This window comes from Neobacillus drentensis (genome assembly GCF_036962765.1).
GTDB lineage: Bacteria > Bacillota > Bacilli > Bacillales > Cytobacillaceae > Neobacillus > Neobacillus drentensis_C.
In genome coordinates this window covers 1-25,926 of record NZ_JBALOS010000055.1, presented here as the reverse complement: position 1 = coordinate 25,926, position 25,926 = coordinate 1, and the positions used below count along the sequence as shown (strand labels likewise).

General features: G+C 40.8%; 25 protein-coding genes and 2 other annotated features. All 25 genes read left to right on the top strand.

Annotated elements, in window-relative coordinates; all coding sequences use genetic code 11:
- The first annotated feature begins 9 nt into the window (after window positions 1–9).
- The 25 genes from V7137_RS08765 to tuf all read left to right on the top strand — a co-directional run bounded on the left by V7137_RS08765 (window position 10) and on the right by tuf (window position 25,810).
- Window positions 10–1,098, top strand: coding sequence for a PIN/TRAM domain-containing protein (locus V7137_RS08765; RefSeq protein ID WP_335697724.1), 1,089 nt, complete (start codon window positions 10–12; stop codon window positions 1,096–1,098).
- Window positions 1,099–1,132: 34 nt separating this feature from the next.
- Window positions 1,133–1,834: a 2-C-methyl-D-erythritol 4-phosphate cytidylyltransferase gene (gene ispD / locus V7137_RS08760; RefSeq protein ID WP_335697723.1), complete on the top strand. Its 702-nt coding sequence runs from the start codon at window positions 1,133–1,135 to the stop codon at window positions 1,832–1,834.
- A 55-nt stretch (window positions 1,835–1,889) separates the two neighbouring features.
- On the top strand, window positions 1,890–2,372 hold the full coding sequence (gene ispF / locus V7137_RS08755; RefSeq protein ID WP_218350769.1) for a 2-C-methyl-D-erythritol 2,4-cyclodiphosphate synthase: 483 nt from the start codon (window positions 1,890–1,892) through the stop codon (window positions 2,370–2,372).
- 204 nt (window positions 2,373–2,576) lie between these two features.
- Window positions 2,577–4,034 carry a glutamate--tRNA ligase gene (gene gltX / locus V7137_RS08750; protein WP_335697722.1) on the top strand — a complete coding sequence of 486 codons (1,458 nt, stop codon included), beginning with the start codon at window positions 2,577–2,579 and terminating at the stop codon, window positions 4,032–4,034.
- 46 nt (window positions 4,035–4,080) lie between these two features.
- Window positions 4,081–4,331: a binding site (T-box leader), on the top strand.
- 119 nt (window positions 4,332–4,450) lie between these two features.
- On the top strand, window positions 4,451–5,119 hold the full coding sequence (cysE, locus tag V7137_RS08745) for a serine O-acetyltransferase (protein ID WP_335697721.1): 669 nt from the start codon (window positions 4,451–4,453) through the stop codon (window positions 5,117–5,119).
- Window positions 5,100–6,497, top strand: coding sequence for a cysteine--tRNA ligase (gene cysS / locus V7137_RS08740; RefSeq protein WP_335697720.1), 1,398 nt, complete (start codon window positions 5,100–5,102; stop codon window positions 6,495–6,497). Before cysE ends, cysS begins: the two co-directional genes overlap by 20 nt.
- A gap of 3 nt (window positions 6,498–6,500) precedes the next feature.
- The gene (locus V7137_RS08735) at window positions 6,501–6,920 is read left to right on the top strand and encodes a Mini-ribonuclease 3 (protein WP_335697719.1); all 420 of its coding nucleotides are present in this window, start codon (window positions 6,501–6,503) and stop codon (window positions 6,918–6,920) included.
- A gap of 1 nt (window position 6,921) precedes the next feature.
- Complete coding sequence (rlmB, locus tag V7137_RS08730) at window positions 6,922–7,665, top strand: 23S rRNA (guanosine(2251)-2'-O)-methyltransferase RlmB (RefSeq protein ID WP_335697718.1); 744 nt, start codon at window positions 6,922–6,924, stop codon at window positions 7,663–7,665.
- 3 nt (window positions 7,666–7,668) lie between these two features.
- Window positions 7,669–8,178, top strand: coding sequence for an NYN domain-containing protein (locus V7137_RS08725; protein WP_335697717.1), 510 nt, complete (start codon window positions 7,669–7,671; stop codon window positions 8,176–8,178).
- Window positions 8,179–8,247: 69 nt separating this feature from the next.
- Complete coding sequence (sigH, locus tag V7137_RS08720; RefSeq protein ID WP_335697716.1) at window positions 8,248–8,898, top strand: RNA polymerase sporulation sigma factor SigH; 651 nt, start codon at window positions 8,248–8,250, stop codon at window positions 8,896–8,898.
- Between the two features lie 114 nt (window positions 8,899–9,012).
- Window positions 9,013–9,159, top strand: coding sequence for a 50S ribosomal protein L33 (gene rpmG, locus V7137_RS08715; RefSeq protein WP_214716664.1), 147 nt, complete (start codon window positions 9,013–9,015; stop codon window positions 9,157–9,159).
- Between the two features lie 44 nt (window positions 9,160–9,203).
- Window positions 9,204–9,386, top strand: coding sequence for a preprotein translocase subunit SecE (gene secE / locus V7137_RS08710; protein WP_335697715.1), 183 nt, complete (start codon window positions 9,204–9,206; stop codon window positions 9,384–9,386).
- 136 nt (window positions 9,387–9,522) lie between these two features.
- Window positions 9,523–10,056, top strand: coding sequence for a transcription termination/antitermination protein NusG (nusG, locus tag V7137_RS08705; protein ID WP_026565508.1), 534 nt, complete (start codon window positions 9,523–9,525; stop codon window positions 10,054–10,056).
- A 180-nt stretch (window positions 10,057–10,236) separates the two neighbouring features.
- Entirely contained in the window at window positions 10,237–10,662 is a 426-nt protein-coding gene (rplK, locus tag V7137_RS08700) for a 50S ribosomal protein L11 (protein ID WP_026565509.1), read from the top strand.
- Between the two features lie 114 nt (window positions 10,663–10,776).
- Window positions 10,777–11,475, top strand: coding sequence for a 50S ribosomal protein L1 (gene rplA, locus V7137_RS08695; RefSeq protein WP_218350777.1), 699 nt, complete (start codon window positions 10,777–10,779; stop codon window positions 11,473–11,475).
- Window positions 11,476–11,528: 53 nt separating this feature from the next.
- Window positions 11,529–11,672: a sequence feature (ribosomal protein L10 leader region), on the top strand.
- 33 nt (window positions 11,673–11,705) lie between these two features.
- On the top strand, window positions 11,706–12,206 hold the full coding sequence (rplJ, locus tag V7137_RS08690; RefSeq protein WP_218350778.1) for a 50S ribosomal protein L10: 501 nt from the start codon (window positions 11,706–11,708) through the stop codon (window positions 12,204–12,206).
- Between the two features lie 56 nt (window positions 12,207–12,262).
- The gene (gene rplL / locus V7137_RS08685) at window positions 12,263–12,622 is read left to right on the top strand and encodes a 50S ribosomal protein L7/L12 (RefSeq protein ID WP_335697714.1); all 360 of its coding nucleotides are present in this window, start codon (window positions 12,263–12,265) and stop codon (window positions 12,620–12,622) included.
- 174 nt (window positions 12,623–12,796) lie between these two features.
- Window positions 12,797–13,399 carry a class I SAM-dependent methyltransferase gene (locus V7137_RS08680; RefSeq protein ID WP_335697713.1) on the top strand — a complete coding sequence of 201 codons (603 nt, stop codon included), beginning with the start codon at window positions 12,797–12,799 and terminating at the stop codon, window positions 13,397–13,399.
- 250 nt (window positions 13,400–13,649) lie between these two features.
- Window positions 13,650–17,207: a DNA-directed RNA polymerase subunit beta gene (gene rpoB / locus V7137_RS08675; protein ID WP_335697712.1), complete on the top strand. Its 3,558-nt coding sequence runs from the start codon at window positions 13,650–13,652 to the stop codon at window positions 17,205–17,207.
- 135 nt (window positions 17,208–17,342) lie between these two features.
- A complete protein-coding gene (gene rpoC, locus V7137_RS08670; protein WP_335697711.1) occupies window positions 17,343–20,942 on the top strand; it encodes a DNA-directed RNA polymerase subunit beta' in 3,600 nt (1,199 codons plus the stop codon).
- A 135-nt stretch (window positions 20,943–21,077) separates the two neighbouring features.
- On the top strand, window positions 21,078–21,326 hold the full coding sequence (locus tag V7137_RS08665; RefSeq protein WP_335697710.1) for a 50S ribosomal protein L7ae-like protein: 249 nt from the start codon (window positions 21,078–21,080) through the stop codon (window positions 21,324–21,326).
- 101 nt (window positions 21,327–21,427) lie between these two features.
- A complete protein-coding gene (gene rpsL / locus V7137_RS08660) occupies window positions 21,428–21,850 on the top strand; it encodes a 30S ribosomal protein S12 (RefSeq protein ID WP_026565517.1) in 423 nt (140 codons plus the stop codon).
- A gap of 40 nt (window positions 21,851–21,890) precedes the next feature.
- The gene (gene rpsG, locus V7137_RS08655; protein ID WP_026565518.1) at window positions 21,891–22,361 is read left to right on the top strand and encodes a 30S ribosomal protein S7; all 471 of its coding nucleotides are present in this window, start codon (window positions 21,891–21,893) and stop codon (window positions 22,359–22,361) included.
- A 48-nt stretch (window positions 22,362–22,409) separates the two neighbouring features.
- A complete protein-coding gene (fusA, locus tag V7137_RS08650) occupies window positions 22,410–24,491 on the top strand; it encodes an elongation factor G (RefSeq protein WP_335697709.1) in 2,082 nt (693 codons plus the stop codon).
- Between the two features lie 131 nt (window positions 24,492–24,622).
- On the top strand, window positions 24,623–25,810 hold the full coding sequence (tuf, locus tag V7137_RS08645; protein ID WP_335697708.1) for an elongation factor Tu: 1,188 nt from the start codon (window positions 24,623–24,625) through the stop codon (window positions 25,808–25,810).
- Window positions 25,811–25,926: the final 116 nt, after the last annotated feature.

The following is a 25,926-nucleotide window of genomic DNA, read 5'->3' as shown; positions in this document are numbered from 1 at the left end:
GGTGAAGGAATGTTAAAACGTATTGTGCAGGCTTGCTTCCTCATTATGGGTGGTACGCTTGGAATTTTGTTATTACCGGAATTGTTCAATTTACTTCATATCAATGACATTCCCTTAATTAACAACTCGTATATCACTGCTGTTTTAGGTGCTATTATTTTTTATCTTATTACCTTTTGGGCAGTAGATTATGTCTTTAATTTTATTAAATGGGCGGAAGATTCTTTAGTAAAAATTCCTGTTACCGATGTCCTTTTTGGTAGTGTGGGGCTCATATTCGGGTTGTTGGTGGCCTTTTTAATCGGATTTGCCCTTAATGCGATTCAGGTGCCGATTTTAAATGCTGTTGTGCCAATCTTGCTGACCATTTTATTTGGCTATCTTGGATTTCAGGTAGGTTTTAAGAAAAGGGATGAGTTGCTCGGTCTTTTTGGGAACCGCAGTAATAAGAAAAAAACAAGTGATGACGAGAGTGATAAAGAAGCGAATCAGCGGTTGAAAATATTAGATACGAGCGTCATTATTGATGGGCGTGTTGCTGATATATGTCAAACTGGATTTTTAGAAGGGACGATTGTCATTCCGCAGTTTGTCCTCGAGGAATTACAGCATATAGCTGATTCATCCGATGTTTTAAAACGAAATCGCGGTCGCAGAGGGTTGGATATCTTAAATCGCATTCAAAAGGAACTTGCGATTAAGGTCGAAATCTATGAAGGTGATTTTGAGGAAATTAGTGAAGTGGATTCAAAGCTTGTCAAACTAGCAAAAATCACAAATGGCATCTTAGTCACCAATGATTTCAACCTGAATAAAGTCTGCGAATTGCAGAATGTTACGGTGTTGAATATCAATGATTTAGCGAACGCCGTCAAACCTGTAGTTCTCCCTGGGGAAGAATTAACAGTGCAGGTGATTAAGGATGGCAAAGAATATCATCAGGGCGTTGCTTACTTAGATGACGGAACGATGATCGTTGTCGAGGAAGGAAGAGAATATATCGGGAAACGAATTGAAGTTCTCGTCACAAGTGTTCTCCAAACATCGGCAGGAAGAATGATCTTTGCCAAACCAAAACTATTAGAAAAAGCATTATAGATTAAAAAGCGGATGCGTAGAGTGGGGTTTTTTTATGACTTACCAAGTCATTCTCCCGGCAGCTGGCCAGGGAAAAAGAATGGGAGCAGGGAAAAATAAGCTTTTATTAGAGCTCAATGGTATACCTGTACTGATCCATACATTAAGGGTGTTTGAACAGGATGAAGCCTGCAGCAACATTATTGTCGCGATCCATCCACAAGATGAAGCGGAATTTAAGGCCTTATTCACGAAGTATAATGTTGCCAAAGCAATTCGCTTAGTGCCCGGTGGAAAGGAACGTCAGGATAGCATTTATAATGCTCTTAGAACAGTGGAAATAGACGGGGTCATTCTTGTACATGATGCGGCGCGTCCTTTCATCAGTCAAGAACATATCAACTCATTAACAAAAATGGCTGAGGAAACAGGGGCAGCTATTTTAGGAGTACCCGTTAAGGACACCATTAAAAAGGTGATAGATGGTGTGGTTGTTGAAACCGTCGAACGTTCAAGCTTGTGGGCTGTTCAAACCCCACAAGCTTTTCGTATTTCGCTTCTGACAGAAGCCTATGAAAGGGCAGAAAAGGATTACTTCCTAGGAACCGATGATGCTAGTTTGGTGGAGCGCCTCGGTCATCCTGTTTCCGTGGTCGAAGGGGACTATGATAATATCAAATTAACCACACCAGAAGATTTATATTTTGCGGAAGCAATACTAGAAAAGCGGAAGCGCCTTGACCAGGGAAAAAAGTAGTTCATTTTTTCCTAGGCGCTGTAGCTAGACAATTGACAAAAAGGAGTTTTTCATGATGTTTCGAATTGGTCAAGGCTTTGATGTTCATCAACTTACTGAAGGGCGCCCGTTGATTATAGGCGGTATCCACATTCCTTATGAGAAGGGTTTGCTGGGTCATTCAGATGCGGATGTTTTATTACATACGGTTTCTGATGCGTGTCTTGGTGCGATTGGAGAAGGAGATATTGGTAAACATTTTCCCGATACCGATCCTAATTTTAAAGATGCGGATTCTGCGAAGTTAATGGAACATGTGTGGCATTTGGTGAAAAATAAGGGCTATGAGCTGGTTAACGCCGATTGCACGATTATTGCTCAAAAGCCGAAAATGGCCCCCTATATTGAACAAATGCGTGTAAGAATTGCCGAATTATTAGACGCCGCACCTGAACAAATCAATGTAAAGGCGACAACGACGGAGAAGCTGGGCTTCACGGGCAGAGGGGAAGGAATTGCCTCCCAAGCTGTTGTTTTGTTAAGAAAGGTTCAGGAATAGCCTTTACCTGAAATCCTATACAGTGATAAAATATTCAGTTGAAACCATATAAATTATTGGAAAGCTGTCTAGCTTCAGCGCCTAGGGGCTCGAGGTCATAAGCCAATCCAACGTGAAGGTCAAAGAACAACCTTCACGCTGGCTCGTCTTATGCTTGTCGCCCCTGGGCAAGGCGCTTACGCTTTTCTCACTGGAGGCATTAGAATGTCAAACGAAGTTCGTGTAAGATATGCTCCAAGTCCAACGGGACATTTACATATTGGAAATGCCCGTACGGCATTATTTAATTACTTATTTGCACGTAATCAGGGCGGGAAATTTATCATTCGCATTGAAGATACCGATAAAAAGCGGAATATTGCAGGCGGAGAAGAAAGCCAGTTAAAATATTTAAAATGGCTAGGCATGGATTGGGATGAAAGTGTCGACGCCGGCGGTGAATACGGTCCATACCGTCAATCCGAACGAAATGATATTTATCAAACCTACTATAACCAATTATTAGCCGAGGACCATGCCTATAAGTGTTATTGTACCGAAGCTGAAATTGAAGCGGAGCGGGAAGCACAGACTGAACGGGGCGAAACGCCGCATTATTCTGGTAAATGCCGCCATTTAACAGAAGAACAGCGCCATCAATTAGAAAGCGAAGGCCGTCAGCCAAGCATTCGGATCATCGTACCTGAAGGGAAAACCTATACCTTTGATGATATGGTAAAGGGCACTGTTTCGTTTGAATCGGAAGGGATGGGCGATTGGGTCATCATTAAAAAGGATGGTACGCCAACCTATAACTTTGCGGTAACGATTGATGATTATTTAATGAAAATCTCACATGTGCTCCGTGGCGATGATCATATCTCGAACACACCAAAACAACTTATGGTTTATGAGGCCTTAGGTTGGGAGCCGCCTATTTTTGGCCATATGACATTGATTGTGAATGAAAGCCGTAAAAAGTTAAGTAAGCGGGATGAATCCATCATCCAGTTCATCGAACAATATGAAGAATTAGGATATTTGCCAGAAGCATTATTTAACTTTATTACTCTCCTCGGCTGGTCGCCAGCAGGTGAGGAAGAAATTTACTCTAAGAGCGAGTTTATTGAAATATTTGATGCGAATCGCTTATCCAAATCCCCAGCATTATTTGATAAGCAGAAATTGTTATGGATGAACAACCAATACATGAAAAAGATTGAGATTGATCGTGTGGTGGAATTGGCTTTACCACATTTAGTGAAAGCCGGCCGCTTAAGTGAAAGTCTAACGGATGAACAGTATCAATGGGTTCAAGGCCTAGTCGAACTTTTACAGGAAAAAATGAGCTTTGGTGCCGAAATCGTGGAACTATCGGAAATGTTCTTTAAAGATGAAGTTGATTATGAAGAAGATGCGAAGGAAATTCTGGCAGGAGAAACGGTTCCGGAAGTGTTAAAGGCATTTTCACATGAACTGGACCAATTAGAAAATTTCCGGGCTGACGGTATAAAGGCTGCTATGAAGGCCGTCCAAAAGTCGACCGGCCAAAAAGGGAAAAACCTATTTATGCCAATCCGTGCGGCAGTAACTGGCCAAACACATGGACCTGACCTGCCACAGGCGATTGAACTTTTAGGTAAAAATAAAGTTCAAACAAGAATTAATAAAATTATTAGTTAACATTAAAGTGGAAATGTAATATAGTAGAATAAACAATTATATAGTTAGTAAAGTGTTGAAGAGGAGAAGTAAAAAAAGGATGCTTTAAAGAGAAAACCATCATCGGCTGAAAGTGGTTTAAGCCTCTCGTTTTTTGAAATGCACCTCTGAGTCCTGTTTCGAAATGAGTCAACTCCGAGTAGAAATGGGCGGAACCGATCCGTTAACAGGTAGAGTGAGACCAATGTTTGAGCTGATGTTACCTTATAAGCTTATTCGGTCTAATCAGAGTGGAACCGCGTGTTAAGCGCCTCTGTCGTTATGACAGAGGCGTTTTTTAGTTTCAGAAAGAAAAATTTCTTATTGTCTATACTTTGAGGAATTCCTAGTTTCAGCGCTTAGGGGGCTTATGCTTTATAAAAAGGGGGAGAATGGTAATGTTCAAGAAGTTGAGGGAGGATGTAGAGGTTATTTTTGAGCAAGATCCAGCGGCTAGGAGTTATTTAGAAGTCATCTTAACCTATTCAGGCTTGCATGCCATTTGGTCACATCGACTCGCGCATGCACTCTTTAATCGAAAGCTGTTTTTTCTAGCCAGGTTGATTTCGCAAGTAAGCCGATTTTTTACCGGTATTGAAATTCATCCTGGGGCAAAAATAGGCAGAAGATTTTTTATTGACCATGGTATGGGCGTAGTTATTGGGGAAACGTGTGAAATTGGGGATAATGTAACTATATATCAAGGGGTAACACTTGGTGGAACGGGGAAAGAAAAAGGGAAAAGGCATCCGACGATTAAGGATAATGTTCTGATTGCAACAGGGGCTAAGGTGCTTGGTTCAATCACAGTAGGAGAAAATTCCAAAATTGGCGGGGGCTCGGTTGTCTTGAAAGAAGTTCCTCCTAACTCAACAGTAGTGGGAATTCCTGGCCGTGTCGTCATCCAAGATGGAAGAAGGATCAATAGAGACTTAAACCATTGTGACTTGCCGGATCCTGTTGCCGACCGCTTAAGAGAAATGCAAAACGACCTGGATCGGTTAATGTATGAACTTGAAGAATTAAAAGGAGAAAGGATAAAAATAAATGGCCATTCAACTTTATAATACACTTACGCGCAAGAAAGAAACCTTCGTACCGCTCGAAGAGGGAAAAGTGAAAATGTATGTTTGCGGTCCGACTGTTTATAATTATATTCATATCGGTAATGCTCGTCCGGCCATCGTATTTGATACCGTCCGTCGCTATTTAGAAAACCGCGGCTATGTTGTGAAATATGTATCCAATTTTACTGATGTAGACGATAAATTAATCCGTGCGGCCAATCAATTAGGAGAAGAAGTACCAATGATTGCTGACAGATTTATCAATGCCTATTTTGAAGATGTTACGGCATTAGGCTGCCAAAAAGCGGATGTTCATCCACGGGTAATGGAAAACATGGACATTATTATTGATTTCATTAGCCAATTGATTGAAAAAGGCTTCGCTTATGAATCAGCCGGGGATGTTTATTTCCGGACAAGAAAATTCGATGATTATGGTAAGCTATCGCATCAATCGATTGATGATTTGCAGGTTGGTGCAAGGATTGAAGTCGGTGATCGAAAACAAGATGACTTAGACTTTGCCCTCTGGAAAGCAGCAAAGGAAGGGGAAATCTTCTGGGAAAGCCCATGGGGGCCAGGCCGTCCGGGTTGGCATATTGAGTGCTCGGCAATGGCGAAAAAGTATCTTGGTGAAACAATTGATATTCATGCAGGTGGACAGGATTTAACCTTCCCGCATCATGAAAATGAAATTGCCCAGTCCGAAGCACTGTCAGGGAAATTATTTTCACGTTACTGGATGCATAACGGCTATATCAATATCGATAATGAGAAAATGTCGAAGTCGCTCGGGAATTTTGTGTTAGTTCATGACATTATCAAGAAACACAATCCACAAGTGTTACGATTTTTCATGTTATCGGTTCATTATCGTAATCCTATTAATTATAGCGAGGATTTACTGGAGAGCACGAGAGCGGCGTTTGAACGCTTAACTACTTCCTATCAAAACTTAAAACATCGGAAAGAAGCGAGTACCGACTTAACAGATCATAATCAAGAATGGCTTGATAAAATTTCATTATTACATGAACAATTTATCGAAGCAATGGATGATGATTTCAACACAGCGAAAGCCATTTCTGTTTTATTTGACCTCTCGAAACTGGCTAATTACTATCTGTTAGAAAAAAATACTGCTGTTGCTGTCATTGATGCCTTTACCAAACAGTTTGAGGAGTTATTCCATGTCTTAGGGCTGACGATTGAAAAGGAAGAAATGCTGGATGAAGAAATTGATGCCTTGATTGAAAAGCGAATCCAGGCCCGGAAAGACCGTAATTTCCAATTGTCTGACCAAATCAGAGATCAGCTCAAGGAAATGAATATTATTTTAGAAGATACCCCGCAAGGTACAAGGTGGAAAAGAGGCTAATGCATGCTGGAATACGAAAATACAGTCGATGCTAAACAATTGAATAGTCTCGCACTGGCTTATATGGGTGACGCCATTTATGAAACGTATGTAAGGCGTCACCTCCTTTACAGCGGGAAGGTCAGACCCAATCAGTTACATCGTACCGGTACAACTTATGTATCGGCAAAAGCACAGTGCAAAATTCTTTTTCAAATGATGGATCATCAGCTTCTCGATGAAGAGGAATTAGCAGTGGTCATGCGCGGTCGAAATGCAAAGTCAGGCTCTGTACCTAAAAATACCGATGTCCAAACCTATAACTACAGTACAGCGTTCGAAGCGTTGATGGGTTACCTATATTTAACGGGTAAAATCGAGCGGCTGGAAGAACTGATTCAAACAGCATTTAAATATGTGGATGAAAGAAAGGAGGAACGCTAGGATGGAACAAGAATATATTGTTGGAAAAAATCCAGTCATTGAAGCACTGAAATCAGAAAGGGATATTAACAAAATTTTAATAGCTGAAGGTTCGCAGCGCGGTCAAATGCAGCAAATTACACAGTTAGCAAAAGAAGCAAATGTGATTGTTCAGTTTGTGCCCAAGAAAAAAATTGACCAGATCTCCGGTGAAAACCATCAAGGAGTGCTTGCTTATGTTGCCGCCTATCAATATGCGGAAATCGATGATTTATTTGTTGCGGCGGAAAAGAAAAACGAACCACCATTCTTTTTATTGCTCGATGAAATTGAAGACCCTCACAACCTCGGGTCAATCATGAGAACGGCGGATTCTGTTGGGGCCCATGGGATCATTATTCCAAAAAGACGGGCTGTCGGCTTAACTGCAACTGTGGCTAAAGCTTCAACAGGTGCAATTGAATATATCCCTGTCGTACGCGTAACAAATATGGCCAGAACAATCGATGAATTAAAGGAACGTGGCATGTGGATTGCTGGAACAGATGCAAAAGGAAAAGATGACTACCGCAGGTTGGATGGGACCTTGCCGCTTGGCTTAGTCATTGGCAGTGAAGGTAAAGGAATGGGCCGATTAATTCGCGATAAATGTGATTTCCTCATCCACTTGCCGATGATTGGCAAAGTGACTTCGTTAAATGCTTCTGTTGCTGCATCGTTACTCATGTATGAGGTATATCGAAAACGACATCCGCTTGAGAGGTAACATATGGATATCCTGCTTGTCGACGGATATAACATTATTGGAGCCTGGCCGGAATTAAGGGCATTAAAGGATAGAGATCTACCTGCAGCAAGAGATCGTCTTGTCGAAAGAATGGCAGAATATCAAGCCTATTCCGGCTATCGTGTGATTGTTGTCTTTGATGCCTATTATGTGCAAGGAACAGAAAAGAAATATAAAAACCATCAAGTTGAAGTCATCTTTACAAAGGAAAATGAAACAGCAGATGAGCGGATTGAAAAACTAGCCATTAGTCTAAGTAATCGGAAAACGCAAATTCATGTAGCCACTTCCGATTTTACAGAGCAATGGGCGATTTTTGGACAAGGGGCGTTAAGGAAGTCCGCTCGGGAGCTGCTGATTGAAATGTCCTCCATCGAAAGAGGCATCGAACGGAAAGTGAAGAAGATTCAAGAAAGAAAGCCTGTCTCGAAAATTAAAATGACTGATGAAATGGCAGAAATTTTTGAAAAGTGGCGCAGAGGACAAAAGTGAACATGGACACTAAAAAAATTGTCATGTATACTATTACTAACTATGCTTGTTCGGTGGAGGGGATCTACTTTGAGTACGGACTTCGGAACAAAGGTCAACCAGCAGTTCCTCATAATGGAGGACGAAGGAATTGTTGATTTAGTGCACCACGGTAATAGTGAAGCATTGGATTATTTAATCCACAAGTATCGTAATTTTGTACGTGCAAAAGCAAGGTCCTATTTTTTAATTGGTGCCGATAAAGAAGACATTGTCCAAGAAGGCATGATTGGATTGTACAAGGCGATCCGTGACTTTCGGGAGGACAAGCTCACCTCCTTTAAGGCATTTGCTGAACTTTGCATTACTCGTCAGATTATTACTGCCATTAAAACCGCAACACGGCAAAAGCATATCCCATTAAATTCTTACGTTTCGTTGGACAAGCCGATTTATGATGAGGAATCGGACCGAACCTTGATGGATGTCTTGTCAGGGGCCAAGGTCCTTGATCCAGAAGAACTCATTATTAACCAAGAAGAATTTGACCATATCGAATTTAAAATGACTGAATTATTAAGCGACTTAGAAAGAAAAGTTTTGGCTCTGTACCTCGATGGCCAATCCTATCAAGAAATTTCAGAGGAACTTAACCGCCATGTGAAATCAATTGATAATGCCCTGCAGCGAGTTAAGAGAAAACTGGAACGATATTTAGAACTTCGCGAATTTTCACTGTGATAGGTCTATTTTTATGGCAACTAGTTGAATCGTTTTCAGGAGGTTATTGACAATAATTAGGGCACATGTTACATTTTTAAGGATATAATAGAAACTTGGGTAAAGGTGTCGAATATGAGTAAAAAAGTGATCCTTTCCTGTGCTGTATGTGGTTCTCGTAATTATTCGACGATCAGCAAGCAGACACAAACAGAGAGATTAGAATTGAAAAAGTTCTGCAAAACTTGCACCACCCATACCATTCATCGAGAAACAAAATAGTCATCATATATTCTTATAGTTATTTAATTTTGGGGGTTACTATAATGCAGCGCATAAAGAAGTTCTTCAGTGATCTACTCCGTGAGATGAGAAAAGTTAGCTGGCCTAAACGCGGGGAACTAACACGCTCGACGCTTACTGTACTATCCACCGTTATTTTTTTCGCAGCGTTCTTTGCTGTACTTGATTTAGGGATTTCGAAATTGATTCGTTTAATTCTTGAATAATAAATCAACTTTCATGGTATAATGGTGATTAATAAAGGAATTTTTATCTAAAAGCCCGTATAACGGGTTTTTTGTTTGTTTAAAAAATAGTCAGTGACTAAAAAATAGGGAGGGACGGACGTAGTAGTCCTCTTAAATGGAAAAAAATTGGTATGTTTTACATACTTACTCGGGTTATGAAAATAAAGTTAAAGCAAATTTAGAAAAACGGGTCGAATCAATGGGGATGCAAGATAAGATTTTCAGAGTGGTTGTCCCTGAAGAAGAAGAGACAGAGCTTAAAAACGGCAAGAAAAAAGTAGTCAAGCGCAAGGTGTTCCCTGGTTATGTACTGGTGGAAATTGTGATGACAGATGATTCTTGGTATGTAGTACGGAATACTCCAGGTGTAACAGGCTTTGTTGGTTCATCAGGATCAGGGTCTAAACCGACGCCGTTACTTCCGGAAGAAGTTGTCGTTATTTTAAAACGGATGGGTGTTACTGAGACTCGAGTCGATGCCGATTATGAAATTGGTGAAACCGTTCGCGTCAAAGAAGGTCCATTTGCAAACTTTACAGGTTCTGTGGAAGAGATGGATAAGGACAAAGCGAAACTGAAAGTTCTTGTGAATATGTTCGGTCGTGATACCCCTGTAGAACTTGATTTTACACAGATTGAAAAACTTTAATGTAAAAAAACTTGAAATCATTTTGAAAAAGTGGTAATATTTCATAGGTCAGTATGTCTCCATCGTGAGACTAGACTTATGTTAAGTTCTTTATGATTAATAGATAAAGACAGATGCCTGAGTGGGAGGGTTCCTAAAAGACCCTATTACCACATCACGGACTTTAAGGAGGTGTGTCTCGTGGCTAAAAAAGTAATTAAAGTCGTTAAATTACAAATTCCTGCTGGGAAAGCAAACCCTGCGCCACCAGTTGGACCTGCACTAGGTCAAGCCGGTGTTAACATCATGGGATTCTGTAAAGAATTTAACGCTCGTACAGCAGATCAAGCTGGTTTGATCATCCCTGTTGAAATCACGGTATTTGAAGACCGTTCATTTACATTTATTACGAAAACTCCTCCTGCTGCCGTTCTTTTAAAAGTAGCAGCTGGAATTCAGTCAGGTTCTGGTGAACCTAACCGTAATAAAGTAGCAACAGTTAAGCGTAATACAGTACGCGAGATTGCGGAACAGAAAATGCCTGACCTTAACGCAGCTAGCGTTGAAGCAGCAATGCGTATGGTTGAAGGTACTGCTCGCAGCATGGGTATCGTCATCGAAGACTAATCCATGTAACTGATTGTTTTTTGTAAAATGAAGGGGTTGCGACGTTATAAACACTCGCAACCTTTTTCGTGGGAGTTATTCAACGTTAAAACCACAATCTAGGAGGAAATTAAAATGGCTAAAAAAGGTAAGAAGTATTTAGAAGCTTCAAAGCTTGTAGATCGCCTAAAGGCATATCCAATTGCAGAAGCAATTGATCTTGCTAAAAAAACTAACTTCACTAAATTCGATGCAACTGTTGAAGTAGCATTTCGTTTAGGTGTTGACCCTAAGAAAGCTGACCAACAAATCCGTGGAGCAGTAGTGCTTCCAAACGGAACTGGTAAAACGCAACGCGTTTTAGTTTTCGCTAAAGGGGAAAAAGTAAAAGAAGCAGAAGCAGCTGGTGCTGATTATGTAGGCGATGCAGAGTACATCAACAAAATCCAACAAGGTTGGTTTGAATTTGATGTAATCGTAGCAACTCCTGACATGATGGGTGAAGTTGGTAAACTTGGTCGTGTATTAGGACCTAAAGGTTTAATGCCAAACCCTAAAACAGGTACAGTTACATTTGATGTAACTCGTGCGATTAACGAAATCAAAGCAGGTAAAGTTGAATACCGCGTTGATAAGTCTGGTAACATCCATGTGCCAATCGGGAAAGCTTCTTTCGAAAACGAAAAGCTTGTTGAAAACTTCAACACTGTATTTGAAACTATGCTTAAAGTGAAGCCTTCTGCAGCAAAAGGAACTTACATGAAGAACGTAACTGTTGCTTCAACAATGGGACCTGGCGTTAAAGTTGATCCTTCATCCGTAGCAGTTAAATAAATTTTACCAATTGACAATCTTGAATAGATTTTATATAATCTATTTTGTTGTTTAAAATAATAACATTTGTACTGAAGACAGCAGGTGCGAGAAGTCGCTTAATTCCCTGCCGAGGTAATGCGATATAAACAGCTGAGTGATCAGTTGTTATGCTGCCTCCATGTCAACGCTCGATATGGAGGTTTTTATTTGCCTGGTATAAATGTAGAAATTCTACAGGAGGTGTAAAGATGAGCAGTGCAATCGAATTAAAGCAACAAATCGTTAGCGAAATTTCTGATAAATTAAAGAACAGCGTATCAACAGTTGTTGTTGATTACCGTGGTCTTTCAGTTGCAGAAGTAACTGAACTTCGTAAACAGCTTCGTGAAGCTGGTGTGGAATTCAAAGTTTACAAAAACTCAATGACACGCCGTGCTGCAGAAGCAACTGGTCTTGCTGAATTAAACGCTGCATTAACAGGTCCTAACGCTATTGCGTTCAGTACTGAAGATGTAGTAGCACCAGCTAAAATCTTGAACGACTTTGCTAAAAAGCATGAAGCTCTAGAACTAAAAGCAGGTGTAATCGAAGGAAATGTAGCTTCAGCTGATGAAATTAAAGCTCTTGCTGATCTACCATCACGCGAAGGCTTGCTTTCTATGTTACTCAGCGTACTACAAGCTCCAATCCGCAACCTTGCTCTTGCTACAAAAGCAGTTGCAGAACAAAAAGAAGAACAAGGCGCGTAAGTTAATCTAATCGCGTACAAATAAACTTGAACGAAAACTAAGGAGGAAATTTAATCATGACTAAAGAACAAATCATTGAAGCAGTTAAATCTATGACTGTTTTAGAACTTAACGATCTTGTAAAAGCAATCGAAGAAGAATTCGGCGTAACTGCTGCTGCTCCTGTAGCAATGGGTGGCGCTGCAGTTGCTGCTGTTGAAGAAAAAACTGAATTTGATGTAATCCTAGCTGGCGCTGGCGATCAAAAAATCAAAGTTATCAAAGTTGTACGTGAAATCACTGGTCTTGGTCTTAAAGAAGCAAAAGACCTTGTTGACAACACTCCAAAGGCAATCAAAGAAGGCGTTTCTAAAGAAGATGCTGAAGCAATCAAAGCTAAACTTGATGAAGTTGGAGCTAACGTTGAAGTTAAGTAATAACCATATAAAAAAGCTCGCTGTATAAGCGGGCTTTTTTTGCCTTAACTCAAAAAACGGAAGTCATATTCTATGATAAGTATCTATCGTAGGGCAATGATTAAGTTTTAAGTAGTTTTCGTTAGTAAGTCCTCGTTTATCTTCAATTATTATTTTTCCTCGGAGGTGAGTCAGTTGTCTGAACACTACTATTCTCGAACACAAAAGGTCGAAAGTGACCCGAAATTCTGGGATTTCACCTTAAAAGATAACACGTTTCGTTTTAAAACGGATAACGGTGTATTTTCAAAAAGAGAAGTAGATTTCGGCTCACGTTTATTGATTGAGTCTTTTGAATTGCCAGATACAGAAGGGTTAATCCTGGATGTAGGCTGCGGCTACGGTCCGATCGGTCTATCACTTGCAAAATATTATCACGATCGTATGATACATATGGTTGATGTTAATGAACGGGCTATTGAATTGGCAAAAGAAAATGCAGAACTGAATCGGATTCAAAATGTTAAAATATATGAAAGTGATCGGTTGTTAAATGTGAAAGAAAACACATTCGCAGCTATTTTAACGAACCCGCCGATTAGAGCAGGGAAGAAAACAGTTCATGAAATTTTTGAACAAAGTTTTGAACATCTTGCATCACAGGGAGAGCTCTGGGTTGTCATTCAAAAGAAACAAGGTGCACCATCCGCTATTGAAAAATTAAATAATTTATTTAACTGCGTCGAAACTATTGACAAATCCAAAGGTTATTTTGTCATAAAGGCTAAAAAAAGTTGACTTGAAAATGTCACTATGATAGCATTATAAAATGCCATCATAATAATTTCCGAATTATTCCTAAAAATATTGAATATCTGGTATAAAAAAGGGATATTAAGGAAATGATGACAAAATAATAGTCAAAATGTGAAAATGTGGTTTTTAGTCAAAAACCCTTTTTCTTTTTGTTTACTGGAATAGAAGTAAATTCTGCTCCATAAACGTTTATAGATTTTAATAATAACGCTTGATTTGAGGGGTGAATCAGTTGACAGGTCAACTAGTTCAGTATGGACGACACCGCCAACGAAGAAGTTACGCACGAATCAGTGAAGTTTTAGAATTACCAAATCTTATTGAAATCCAAACCTCTTCCTATCAATGGTTTCTTGATGAGGGTTTGCGTGAAATGTTCCAGGATATTTCACCAATTGAGGACTTTACTGGTAACCTATCACTAGAATTTATTGATTACAGTCTTGGCGATCCAAAGTATTCAGTAGAGGAATCAAAAGAACGGGACGTTACATATTCTGCTCCATTGCGTGTAAAAGTACGTCTTGTAAACAAAGAAACAGGCGAAGTAAAGGATCAAGATGTATTTATGGGTGATTTCCCGCTAATGACTGAAACAGGTACGTTTGTCATTAACGGGGCAGAACGTGTTATTGTTTCACAATTAGTGCGCTCTCCGAGTGTTTACTATAGTGGAAAGTTCGATAAAAATGGTAAGCGGGGCTTTTCAGCTACCGTCATTCCGAACCGCGGCGCTTGGCTCGAATATGAAACAGACGCCAAAGATGTCGTTTATGTGAGAATAGATCGTACTCGGAAACTGCCCGTTACGGTTCTTTTGCGTGCACTTGGTTTCGGCTCTGATCAAGAAATCATTGAATTGATTGGGGATAACGAATACATCCGTAATACACTTGAGAAAGACAATACGGAAGGTGTCGAAAAGGCCCTTTTGGAAATTTATGAGCGCCTGCGTCCAGGTGAACCACCTACCGTTGAAAACGCAAAGAGCTTATTAGTGTCACGTTTCTTTGACCCTAAGCGCTATGATCTTGCAAATGTAGGCCGCTATAAAATTAATAAAAAGCTTCATATTAAAAATCGTTTATTTAACCAACGCTTAGCAGAATCCCTTGCGGATCCTGAAACAGGTGAAATTATTGCTGAAAAGGGCACCATTCTTGATAGAAGAAACCTTGATAGAATTATCCCTGCTCTTGAAAAGAATACTAATTTCAAATCCTTTAATCCTTATGGCGGGGTAGTAGATGAGGAAATCATTCTTCAGGACATTAAAATTTATGCTCCTGGTGATGAAAGTGAAAAAGTAATTAATGTCTTAGGGAATGCCTATGTGGCAGAACCAATTAAAAATATTACACCGGCTGATATTATTTCATCGATTAGCTACTTCTTCAATTTATTGCATGGAGTTGGCGATACAGATGATATCGACCACTTAGGTAACAGACGTCTTCGTTCTGTTGGTGAATTGCTTCAGAATCAATTCCGTATTGGGTTATCCCGTATGGAGCGTGTTGTTCGTGAAAGAATGTCCATTCAGGACACAGCAACGATCACACCGCAACAATTAATTAACATACGTCCAGTGATTGCGTCTATTAAAGAGTTCTTTGGCAGCTCGCAATTATCACAGTTCATGGACCAAACCAACCCGCTTGCTGAATTGACGCACAAGCGTCGTCTTTCTGCATTAGGACCAGGTGGTTTAACGCGTGAACGTGCCGGGATGGAAGTTCGTGACGTTCACTATTCCCACTATGGCCGTATGTGTCCAATTGAAACACCAGAGGGTCCAAACATCGGTTTGATTAACTCGCTGTCATCGTACGCGAAAGTTAATCGCTTCGGATTTATCGAAACACCTTATCGCCGGGTTGACCCAGATACAGGTAAAGTTACTGCCCGTATTGATTACTTAACGGCAGACGAAGAAGATAACTATGTAGTTGCGCAAGCGAACTCTCGCTTAGATGACGATGGTTCCTTCTTAGATGATGAAGTTGTGGCTCGTTTCCGTGGTGAAAACACCGTTGTCAAACGCGAACGCATTGACTATATGGATGTATCACCAAAGCAGGTTGTATCTGCCGCAACAGCATGTATCCCCTTCCTTGAAAACGATGACTCCAACCGTGCCCTTATGGGAGCAAACATGCAGCGTCAAGCAGTACCGTTGATGCAGCCAGAAGCTCCACGAGTAGGAACAGGTATGGAATATGTATCTGGTAAAGACTCAGGTGCAGCCGTAATCTGTAAGCACGAGGGTATTGTTGAACACGTGGAAGCACGTGAGGTATGGGTACGCCGCATTAATATGGTAGATGGTCAAGAGGTTAAAGGAAATCTTGATAAATACCGTATGTTAAAATTCATCCGTTCCAATCAGGGAACATGTTATAACCAGCGTCCAATTGTTGCAGTGGGTAACCGTGTAACAAAAGGAGAAATTCTTGCTGACGGTCCTTCAATGGAATTAGGAGAATTAGCCCTAGGTCGTAACGTCCTTGTTGCCTTTATGACATGGGATGGTTATAACTATGAAGATGCGATTATTATGAATCAACGTCTTGTTAAAGACGATGTATACACTTCCATTCATATTGAAGAATATGAGTCAGAGTCCCGTGATACAAAGCTCGGACCTGAAGAAATTACACGCGATATTCCAAACGTTGGGGAAGATGCTCTTCGTAACTTGGATGAGCGCGGTATCATTCGTACTGGTGCTGAAGTTAAAGATGGTGACTTGTTAGTTGGTAAAGTAACACCAAAAGGGGTTACAGAATTAACGGCAGAAGAACGTCTTTTACATGCGATCTTTGGTGAAAAAGCACGTGAGGTTCGTGATACATCTCTTCGAGTGCCACATGGCGGCGGCGGGATTGTTCTCGATGTTAAAGTCTTTAACCGTGAAGATGGTGATGAACTTCCACCAGGAGTTAATCAACTTGTCCGCGTCTACATCGTTCAGAAACGTAAGATTTCTGAAGGGGATAAAATGGCGGGACGTCACGGTAACAAAGGGGTTATCTCACGTATTTTACCTGAAGAAGATATGCCGTATTTACCAGATGGCACACCAGTCGATATCATGTTAAATCCACTAGGGGTACCATCCCGGATGAATATTGGACAGGTGCTAGAACTTCATCTTGGAATGGCAGCACGTTACCTAGGCATTCATGTTGCATCTCCTGTATTTGATGGAGCGCGTGAAGAAGATGTTTGGGGAACAATCGAAGAGGCAGGTATGGCTCGTGATGCGAAAACCGTCCTTTATGATGGCCGTTCTGGGGAACCGTTTGATAACCGTGTCTCTGTAGGTGTCATGTATATGATTAAACTTGCACACATGGTTGATGATAAACTCCATGCCCGTTCAACTGGACCATACTCATTAGTAACGCAGCAACCGTTGGGTGGTAAAGCTCAATTCGGTGGGCAGCGCTTTGGTGAGATGGAGGTTTGGGCACTTGAAGCATACGGTGCTGCATACACACTTCAAGAAATCCTTACCGTTAAATCAGATGACGTCGTTGGTCGTGTGAAAACGTATGAAGCGATTGTTAAAGGTGAAAACGTACCGGAACCAGGTGTTCCAGAATCATTTAAAGTATTAATCAAAGAACTTCAGAGTCTAGGTATGGATGTAAAAATTCTTTCCGGTGATGAAGAAGAGATTGAAATGCGCGATACGGAAGATGACGATGACTTACAACAAGTCGACACGTTAAACATTGTTCCTGAACAAGCATTTGAATCAGAAAAAGTCGGTTCAAAAGAGTAATGATATAAATTAGTTGGGGCGCACTTTGCGCTCCCGCTTTACTTGTTTTCCTAGCTGCAGCGTGCAGAAACCGCGCTTCCGCTTTATTGGGCAATAAGGGTAAAACCTGGAGATATCAAAAGGGAGGTAGGCCCCTTGCTAGATGTTAATAATTTTGAGTTTATGAAGATTGGTCTTGCTTCACCGGATAAAATCCGTTCATGGTCTTTTGGGGAAGTCAAAAAACCAGAAACGATTAACTATCGTACATTAAAGCCTGAAAAGGACGGCTTATTCTGTGAACGAATTTTCGGTCCAACGAAGGATTGGGAATGTCATTGTGGAAAGTATAAGCGTGTCCGTTATAAAGGTGTCGTTTGTGACCGCTGTGGTGTAGAAGTCACACGAGCAAAAGTTCGTCGTGAACGAATGGGGCATATTGAGCTAGCTGCGCCAGTTTCACACATCTGGTACTTTAAAGGAATCCCAAGCCGGATGGGACTTGTATTAGACATGTCTCCAAGAGCTTTGGAAGAAATCATCTACTTTGCTTCTTACGTAGTAACGGAATCAGGAGACACAGCTCTTGATAAGAAACAGCTGCTATCTGAAAAAGAATATCGTGCATATCGTGAAAAGTACGGAAACAAATTCCAAGCTGCCATGGGTGCAGAAGCGATTAAAAAACTTCTTTACGATATCGATTTAGATAAAGAAGTAGACGGATTAAAAGAAGAATTAAAAAGCGCACAAGGTCAGCGTCGTACTCGTGCGATCAAACGCCTTGAAGTGTTAGAAGCATTCCGTGGATCTGGAAATGAGCCATCTTGGATGATTCTTGATGTTCTTCCTGTTATCCCTCCAGAACTTCGTCCAATGGTTCAATTGGATGGAGGAAGATTTGCAACATCTGACTTAAACGATCTTTATCGTCGTGTTATTAACCGTAACAACCGCTTAAAACGTTTATTAGATTTAGGTGCACCAAGCATTATCGTTCAGAATGAAAAACGGATGCTTCAAGAAGCTGTCGATGCCTTAATTGACAACGGCCGCCGTGGACGTCCAGTGACAGGGCCGGGTAACCGTCCGTTAAAATCACTATCTCATATGTTAAAAGGTAAACAAGGTCGTTTCCGTCAAAACTTACTTGGAAAACGCGTTGACTATTCAGGCCGTTCGGTTATCGTTGTAGGACCAAACTTGAAGATGTATCAATGCGGACTTCCAAAAGAAATGGCATTAGAACTATTTAAGCCTTTTGTTATGAAGGAATTGGTTGAAAAAGGGTTAGCACATAACATTAAATCTGCTAAACGTAAAATCGAAAGAGTATCTCCAGATGTATGGGATGTACTCGAAGATGTAATTAAAGAGCATCCAGTGTTACTAAACCGTGCCCCTACACTTCATAGACTAGGGATTCAGGCATTTGAGCCAACGCTAGTTGAAGGCCGGGCAATCCGTCTGCATCCACTTGTATGTACAGCATACAATGCCGATTTTGATGGTGACCAAATGGCGGTTCACGTACCGCTTTCTTCAGAGGCTCAAGCAGAAGCAAGACTATTAATGCTTGCAGCACAAAACATCTTAAACCCTAAAGATGGTAAGCCTGTTGTTACTCCTTCCCAAGACATGGTTTTAGGTAACTATTACTTAACGTTGGAAAGAGAAGGCGCAGTCGGCGAGGGTATGATTTTTAAAGACACGAGCGAAGCGATTCTTGCTTATCAAAATGGCTATGTTCATTTGCATACACGTGTTGCTGTCCATGCAGGTTCATTAGGAAATGAAACATTCACAGAAGAACAAAATAATAAGTTATTAATCACAACGGTTGGTAAGCTTATATTTAATGAAATTCTGCCGAAATCATTCCCATTCATTAACGAACCAACTAGACAGAATTTAGAAGTTGAAACACCAGTAAAATATTTCGTAGAAAAAGGCGAAGACGTTAAGGCGAAGATTCAATCGATGCCATTAATTGATCCGTTTAAAAAGAAAATCCTTGGAAATGTCATTGCTGAAGTATTCAAACGTTTCAAGATTACTGAAACGTCAAAAATGCTTGACCGCATGAAGGACTTAGGCTTTAAACATTCAACAAAAGCGGGTCTAACAGTTGGTGTTTCTGACATTGTCGTTCTTCCTGAAAAGCAGGAAATTCTTCATGACGCACAAGGTAAAGTAGATAGCGTGATGAAGCAATTCAGACGCGGTCTAATTACTGAAGATGAGCGTTATGATCGTGTCATTGCGATCTGGAGTGCTGCAAAAGATATCATTCAAGGAAAACTAATGAAATCGTTGAACAAATCGAATCCAATCTTTATGATGAGTGATTCCGGAGCTCGTGGTAATGCCTCTAACTTTACGCAACTTGCTGGTATGCGTGGTCTGATGGCCAACCCGGCTGGACGTATCATTGAGTTACCAATCAAATCAAGTTTCCGTGAAGGTTTAACGGTATTAGAGTACTTTATCTCGACACACGGTGCCCGTAAAGGTCTTGCTGATACAGCGCTTAAGACGGCTGACTCTGGTTACTTAACACGCCGACTCGTTGACGTTGCACAGGATGTTATTGTTCGTGAAGACGATTGTGGAACTGACCGCGGCTTTACAATTAGTGCCTTAAAAGACGGTACAGAAATCATCGAAGGATTAGACGAACGTCTGATTGGCCGCTATGCACGTAAGGCGATCAAACATCCTGAAACAGGTACAGTTCTAGTACCGGAAAATGGTTTGATTACAGAAGATTTAGCAGAAACAATTGTTAATGCAGGCATTGAGACTGTAAAAATCCGTTCTGCGTTTACATGTAATACCCGTCATGGTGTTTGTAAAAAATGCTATGGTCGTAATCTGGCAACAGGTCAAGAGGTTGAAGTTGGCGAAGCAGTTGGTATTATCGCTGCCCAATCTATCGGTGAGCCAGGTACACAGTTAACCATGCGTACCTTCCATACTGGTGGGGTTGCGGGAGACGATATTACACAAGGTTTACCACGTATCCAGGAAATTTTTGAAGCCCGTAACCCTAAAGGTCAAGCGGTTATTTCTGAAATTGATGGAGTTGTCGTTGGTATTAATGAGGGCCGTGATCGCCAGCATGAAATTGTTGTTCAAGGTGAAGTTGAATCGAGAACATACAATGCACCATATACGGCACGCTTGAAAGTGGCTATAAATGACCAGGTAGCACGAGGAGAAGAGTTAACGGAAGGTTCAATTGATCCGAAAGAATTAATTAGAGTCAAAGACGTTACTTCTGTCCAAGAGTATTTATTGCGTGAAGTTCAAAAAGTTTATCGTATGCAAGGGGTAGAAATTGGCGATAAGCACGTTGAAGTAATGGTTCGTCAAATGTTACGTAAAGTTCGTGTCGGTGATGCAGGTGAAACAGATGTACTTCCAGGTACACTTCTAGATATTCACCAGTTTACTGATGCAAACGAAAGGGCATTGTTAGCAGGAAAAATGCCTGCAACTGGACGTCCAGTCTTACTTGGTATTACCAAAGCGTCGCTTGAAACTGATTCATTCCTATCTGCTGCATCATTCCAAGAAACAACAAGAGTTCTTACAGATGCTGCAATCAAAGGCAAGCGCGATGAATTACTCGGCTTAAAAGAAAATGTTATCATTGGTAAGCTTGTACCAGCTGGAACAGGCATGCAGCGCTACCGCAAAGCAGAACCTGTTCTTCGTGATACAACTTCCGAAGAAACAGTTACAATTGATTAATAAAAACAAGGGATCTGCTAACTAGCAGATTCCTTGTTTTAAGAAAATATTAAATGTGTTGTTGACATTAATTTATTAAGATGTTACTATATCAAAGGTGCTCCTATTCACCTGATACTTTGGAGGATATGAACTATGTCTTATGAAAAAGTATTACAGGCACAAAAGTTCGTTATAGGAACAAAACAAGCAGTAAAGGCACTAAAAGAAGGTAATGTGAGAGAGGTAATCATAGCTAGCGACGCTGATCCAAAGTTGACAGCGAAAGTAGTTAATGAAGCTCTTGAAATAAATGTTCCTATCCTATATGTTGACTCGATGAAAAAACTCGGGAAGGCATGCGGGATTGAAGTTGGTGCTTCAACTGTTGCAATTATCAATTAAAAGCGTTTTTGTAGATAGAGAGTCTGCAAAAACTTTGTTTTTGCGAAAAAATGAACCACCTGGATGTGTGGGCTTACAAATAATGAAGGGAGGAAACACAAATGCCTACTATTAACCAATTAGTGCGCAAGCCTCGTCAATCTAAAGAGGAAAAGTCAAAATCACCAGCACTTAACAAAGGTTATAACAGCTTCAAAAAATCACAAACGAATGTATCTTCACCACAAAAACGCGGTGTATGTACTCGTGTTGGTACAATGACTCCAAAGAAACCAAACTCAGCGTTACGTAAATATGCACGTGTACGTTTGACGAATGGTATCGAGGTGACAGCATACATTCCTGGTATTGGACACAATCTTCAAGAGCACAGCGTTGTTCTTATCCGTGGAGGACGTGTAAAAGATTTACCAGGGGTACGTTATCACATCGTACGTGGAGCACTTGATACAGCTGGTGTAAACAACCGTATGCAAGGACGTTCTAAATACGGTACGAAGAGACCAAAAGCAGCTAAGAAATAAAACAACTTAAATAGAAGCTTCTTTGAAAGGAGGAAATATAATGCCACGTAAAGGTCCTGTAGCAAAAAGAGACGTGTTACCAGATCCACTTTATAACTCTAAATTAGTTACTCGTTTAATCAACAAGATGATGGTTGACGGTAAAAGAGGTAAGTCACAAGAAATTCTTTACTCTGCGTTCGATACAATTCGCGAACGTACTGGCAAAGAGCCGATGGAAGTTTTTGAAGCGGCGCTTAAAAACATCATGCCTGTACTTGAAGTTAGAGCTCGCCGTGTAGGTGGTGCTAACTACCAAGTTCCAGTTGAGGTGCGTCCAGACCGCCGTTCAACTCTAGGTCTTCGTTGGTTGGTGAATTATTCACGTAACCGTGGAGAAAAAACGATGGAAGAGCGTTTAGCTAACGAAATCATGGATGCAGCAAACAACACAGGTGCATCTGTTAAAAAGCGTGAAGATACACACAAAATGGCAGAAGCAAACAAAGCGTTTGCTCACTATCGTTGGTAATCTAACCTTCAATATAAAAACTTTCAAACTAGGAAGGAGAAAGACCCAATGGCAAGAGAGTTCTCCTTAGCAAACACTCGTAATATCGGTATCATGGCTCACATTGATGCCGGTAAAACGACTACCACTGAGCGTGTTCTTTATTACACTGGTCGTATTCATAAGATCGGTGAAACTCATGAAGGTGCTTCTCAGATGGACTGGATGGAGCAAGAACAAGAGCGCGGAATTACAATCACTTCCGCAGCAACAACTGCACAATGGCATGGCCATCGTGTAAACATCATTGATACACCAGGACACGTAGACTTCACTGTTGAAGTTGAACGTTCCCTTCGTGTACTTGATGGTGCAGTAGCAGTACTTGATGCACAATCTGGTGTTGAGCCTCAAACTGAAACAGTTTGGCGCCAAGCAACTACTTACGGTGTACCTCGTGTAGTATTCGTAAACAAGATGGACAAAATTGGAGCTGACTTCTTATATTCTGTAGGAACAATCCATGACCGTCTTCAAGCGAATGCACATCCAATTCAGTTACCTATCGGTGCTGAAGACGAGTTTGAAGCAATCATTGACCTTGTGGAAATGAATGCAGTATTTTACGGGAATGACTTAGGTACTGATATCGAAGTACGTGAGATTCCTGAAGAGTACCGTGCTCAAGCTGAAGAATATCGTGAAAAGTTAGTAGAAGCAGTAGCTGAGTTAGATGAAGAATTAATGGAAAAATACCTTGGTGGAGAAGAAATCACTAAAGAAGAGCTAAAAGCAGCGATTCGTAAAGGTACTGTTAATGTTGAATTCTATCCAGTAATCTGTGGATCAGCATTCAAAAACAAAGGTGTTCAGCTAATGTTGGATGCTGTTATCGATTACCTTCCATCACCATTGGATGTACCTGCAATTAAAGGTCATGCAATTGATGATGAAGAAGAAATCATTGAACGTCATTCTAGCGATGAAGAGCCATTCTCTGCTCTAGCATTTAAAGTTATGACTGACCCTTATGTTGGTAAATTAACGTTCTTCCGCGTTTATTCTGGTACTTTAGAGTCTGGATCATATGTTCAAAACTCTACAAAAGGCAAGCGTGAGCGTATCGGACGTATCCTTCAAATGCATGCAAACAGCCGTCAAGAAATCTCAAAGGTTTTTGCTGGTGACATTGCTGCTGCTGTAGGTTTGAAAGATACAACTACTGGTGATACTCTATGTGACGAGAAAAACCTTGTTATCTTAGAGTCTATGCAATTCCCTGAACCAGTAATCCAACTTTCAGTTGAACCAAAATCAAAAGCAGACCAAGACAAAATGACAACTGCATTGCAAAAGCTTCAAGAAGAAGATCCGACGTTCCGTGCACATACTGACCAGGAAACTGGACAAGTAATCATCGCTGGTATGGGTGAACTTCACCTAGATATCATTGTTGACCGTATGCGTCGTGAATTTAAAGTTGAAGCTAATGTAGGTGCACCACAGGTTGCCTACCGCGAGACTTTCCGTGCTTCTGCACAAGTTGAAGGTAAATTCGCTCGTCAATCTGGTGGTCGTGGACAATACGGTCACGTTTGGATCGAATTCTCACCTAACGAAGAAGGAAAAGGATTCGAATTTGAAAACGGTATTGTTGGTGGTGTTGTTCCTCGTGAATACATCGCACCAGTTCAAGCTGGACTTGAAGATGCTCTACAACGTGGTGTTCTTGCTGGATATCCACTAGTTGATATTAAAGCAAGACTATTTGACGGATCATACCATGATGTTGACTCCTCTGAAATGGCGTTTAAAATTGCTGCATCTATGGCACTTAAAAATGCTGCTTCTAAGTGTAGTCCTGTTATCCTTGAACCGATGATGAGAGTGGAAGTAGTTATCCCAGAAGAATATCTTGGAGATATCATGGGACAAATTACTGCACGTCGTGGTCGTGTTGAAGGTATGGAAGCACGTGGTAATGCACAAGTTGTACGTTCAATGGTACCACTTTCAGAAATGTTTGGTTATGCAACTGCACTTCGCTCTAGTACACAAGGACGTGGAGTATTCTCCATGCACTTCGATCACTATGAAGAAGTACCAAAATCAGTTTCTGAAGAAATCATCAAAAAAAATAAAGGTGAATAATTGATTTTCACCTTTTGATAAAGTATAACTACAATTGTAAGAAGTGGAAGCCGTGAATTTGGGACAACCTCATTCACGGCTTACATATAAAACTATACTTAAATTTTTTTAAATTAGAGGAGGATTTCCTAATGGGTAAAGCTAAATTCGACCGTTCAAAACCACACGTTAACATTGGTACAATCGGACACGTTGACCATGGTAAAACAACTTTAACAGCTGCAATCACTTCTGTACTTGCTAAAACAGGTAAAGCAGAAGCACGTGCATACGATCAAATCGATGGTGCACCAGAAGAAAAAGAACGTGGTATTACAATCTCTACTGCACACGTAGAATATGAAACAGATGCTCGTCACTATGCACACGTAGACTGCCCAGGACACGCTGACTATGTTAAAAACATGATCACTGGTGCTGCGCAAATGGACGGCGGTATCCTAGTTGTATCTGCAACTGACGGCCCAATGCCACAAACTCGTGAACACATCCTTCTTTCACGTCAAGTAGGTGTACCATACCTTGTTGTATTCATGAACAAGTGTGACATGGTTGACGATGAAGAGCTTCTTGAATTAGTAGAAATGGAAATTCGTGATCTATTATCAGAATACGACTTCCCTGGTGATGACACTCCAGTTATCAAAGGTTCTGCTCTTAAAGCATTAGAAGGCGAAGCTGCTTGGGAAGAAAAAATCAATGAACTTATGGCTGCTGTTGATGAGTGGATTCCAACACCAACTCGTGACACTGACAAACCTTTCATGATGCCTGTTGAGGATGTATTCTCAATCACTGGTCGTGGAACAGTTGCTACTGGACGTGTTGAGCGTGGAGTAGTTAAAGTTGGGGACGTAGTTGAAATCGTAGGTTTCACTGAAGAGCCAAAATCTACTACTGTAACAGGTGTAGAAATGTTCCGTAAGCTTCTTGATTTCGCTGAAGCAGGAGACAACATCGGTGCCCTTCTTCGTGGTGTAGCACGTGAAGATATCGAACGTGGTCAAGTATTGGCTAAACCAAAGTCAATCACTCCACACACAAAGTTCAAAGCGCAAGTTTATGTATTATCAAAAGAAGAAGGTGGACGTCACACTCCATTCTTCTCTAACTACCGTCCACAATTCTATTTCCGTACTTCTGACATCACTGGTATTTGTATGCTTCCAGAAGGCACTGAAATGGTTATGCCTGGCGACCACATCGAAATGATTGTTGAACTAATCGCTCCAATCGCGATCGAAGAAGGAACTAAGTTCTCCATTCGTGAAGGTGGACGTACAGTAGGTTCAGGTTCAATCACAACTATTACTGAGTAATTTGAAACAGTAGCGCCTTTGGTGCTGAGTGGATAATGATCAACCATATAAAAAGCAGATGGATGACGATCCATCTGCTTTTTTGTTGTAGGTAGTGTTAAAGTTGCCAGTTGATT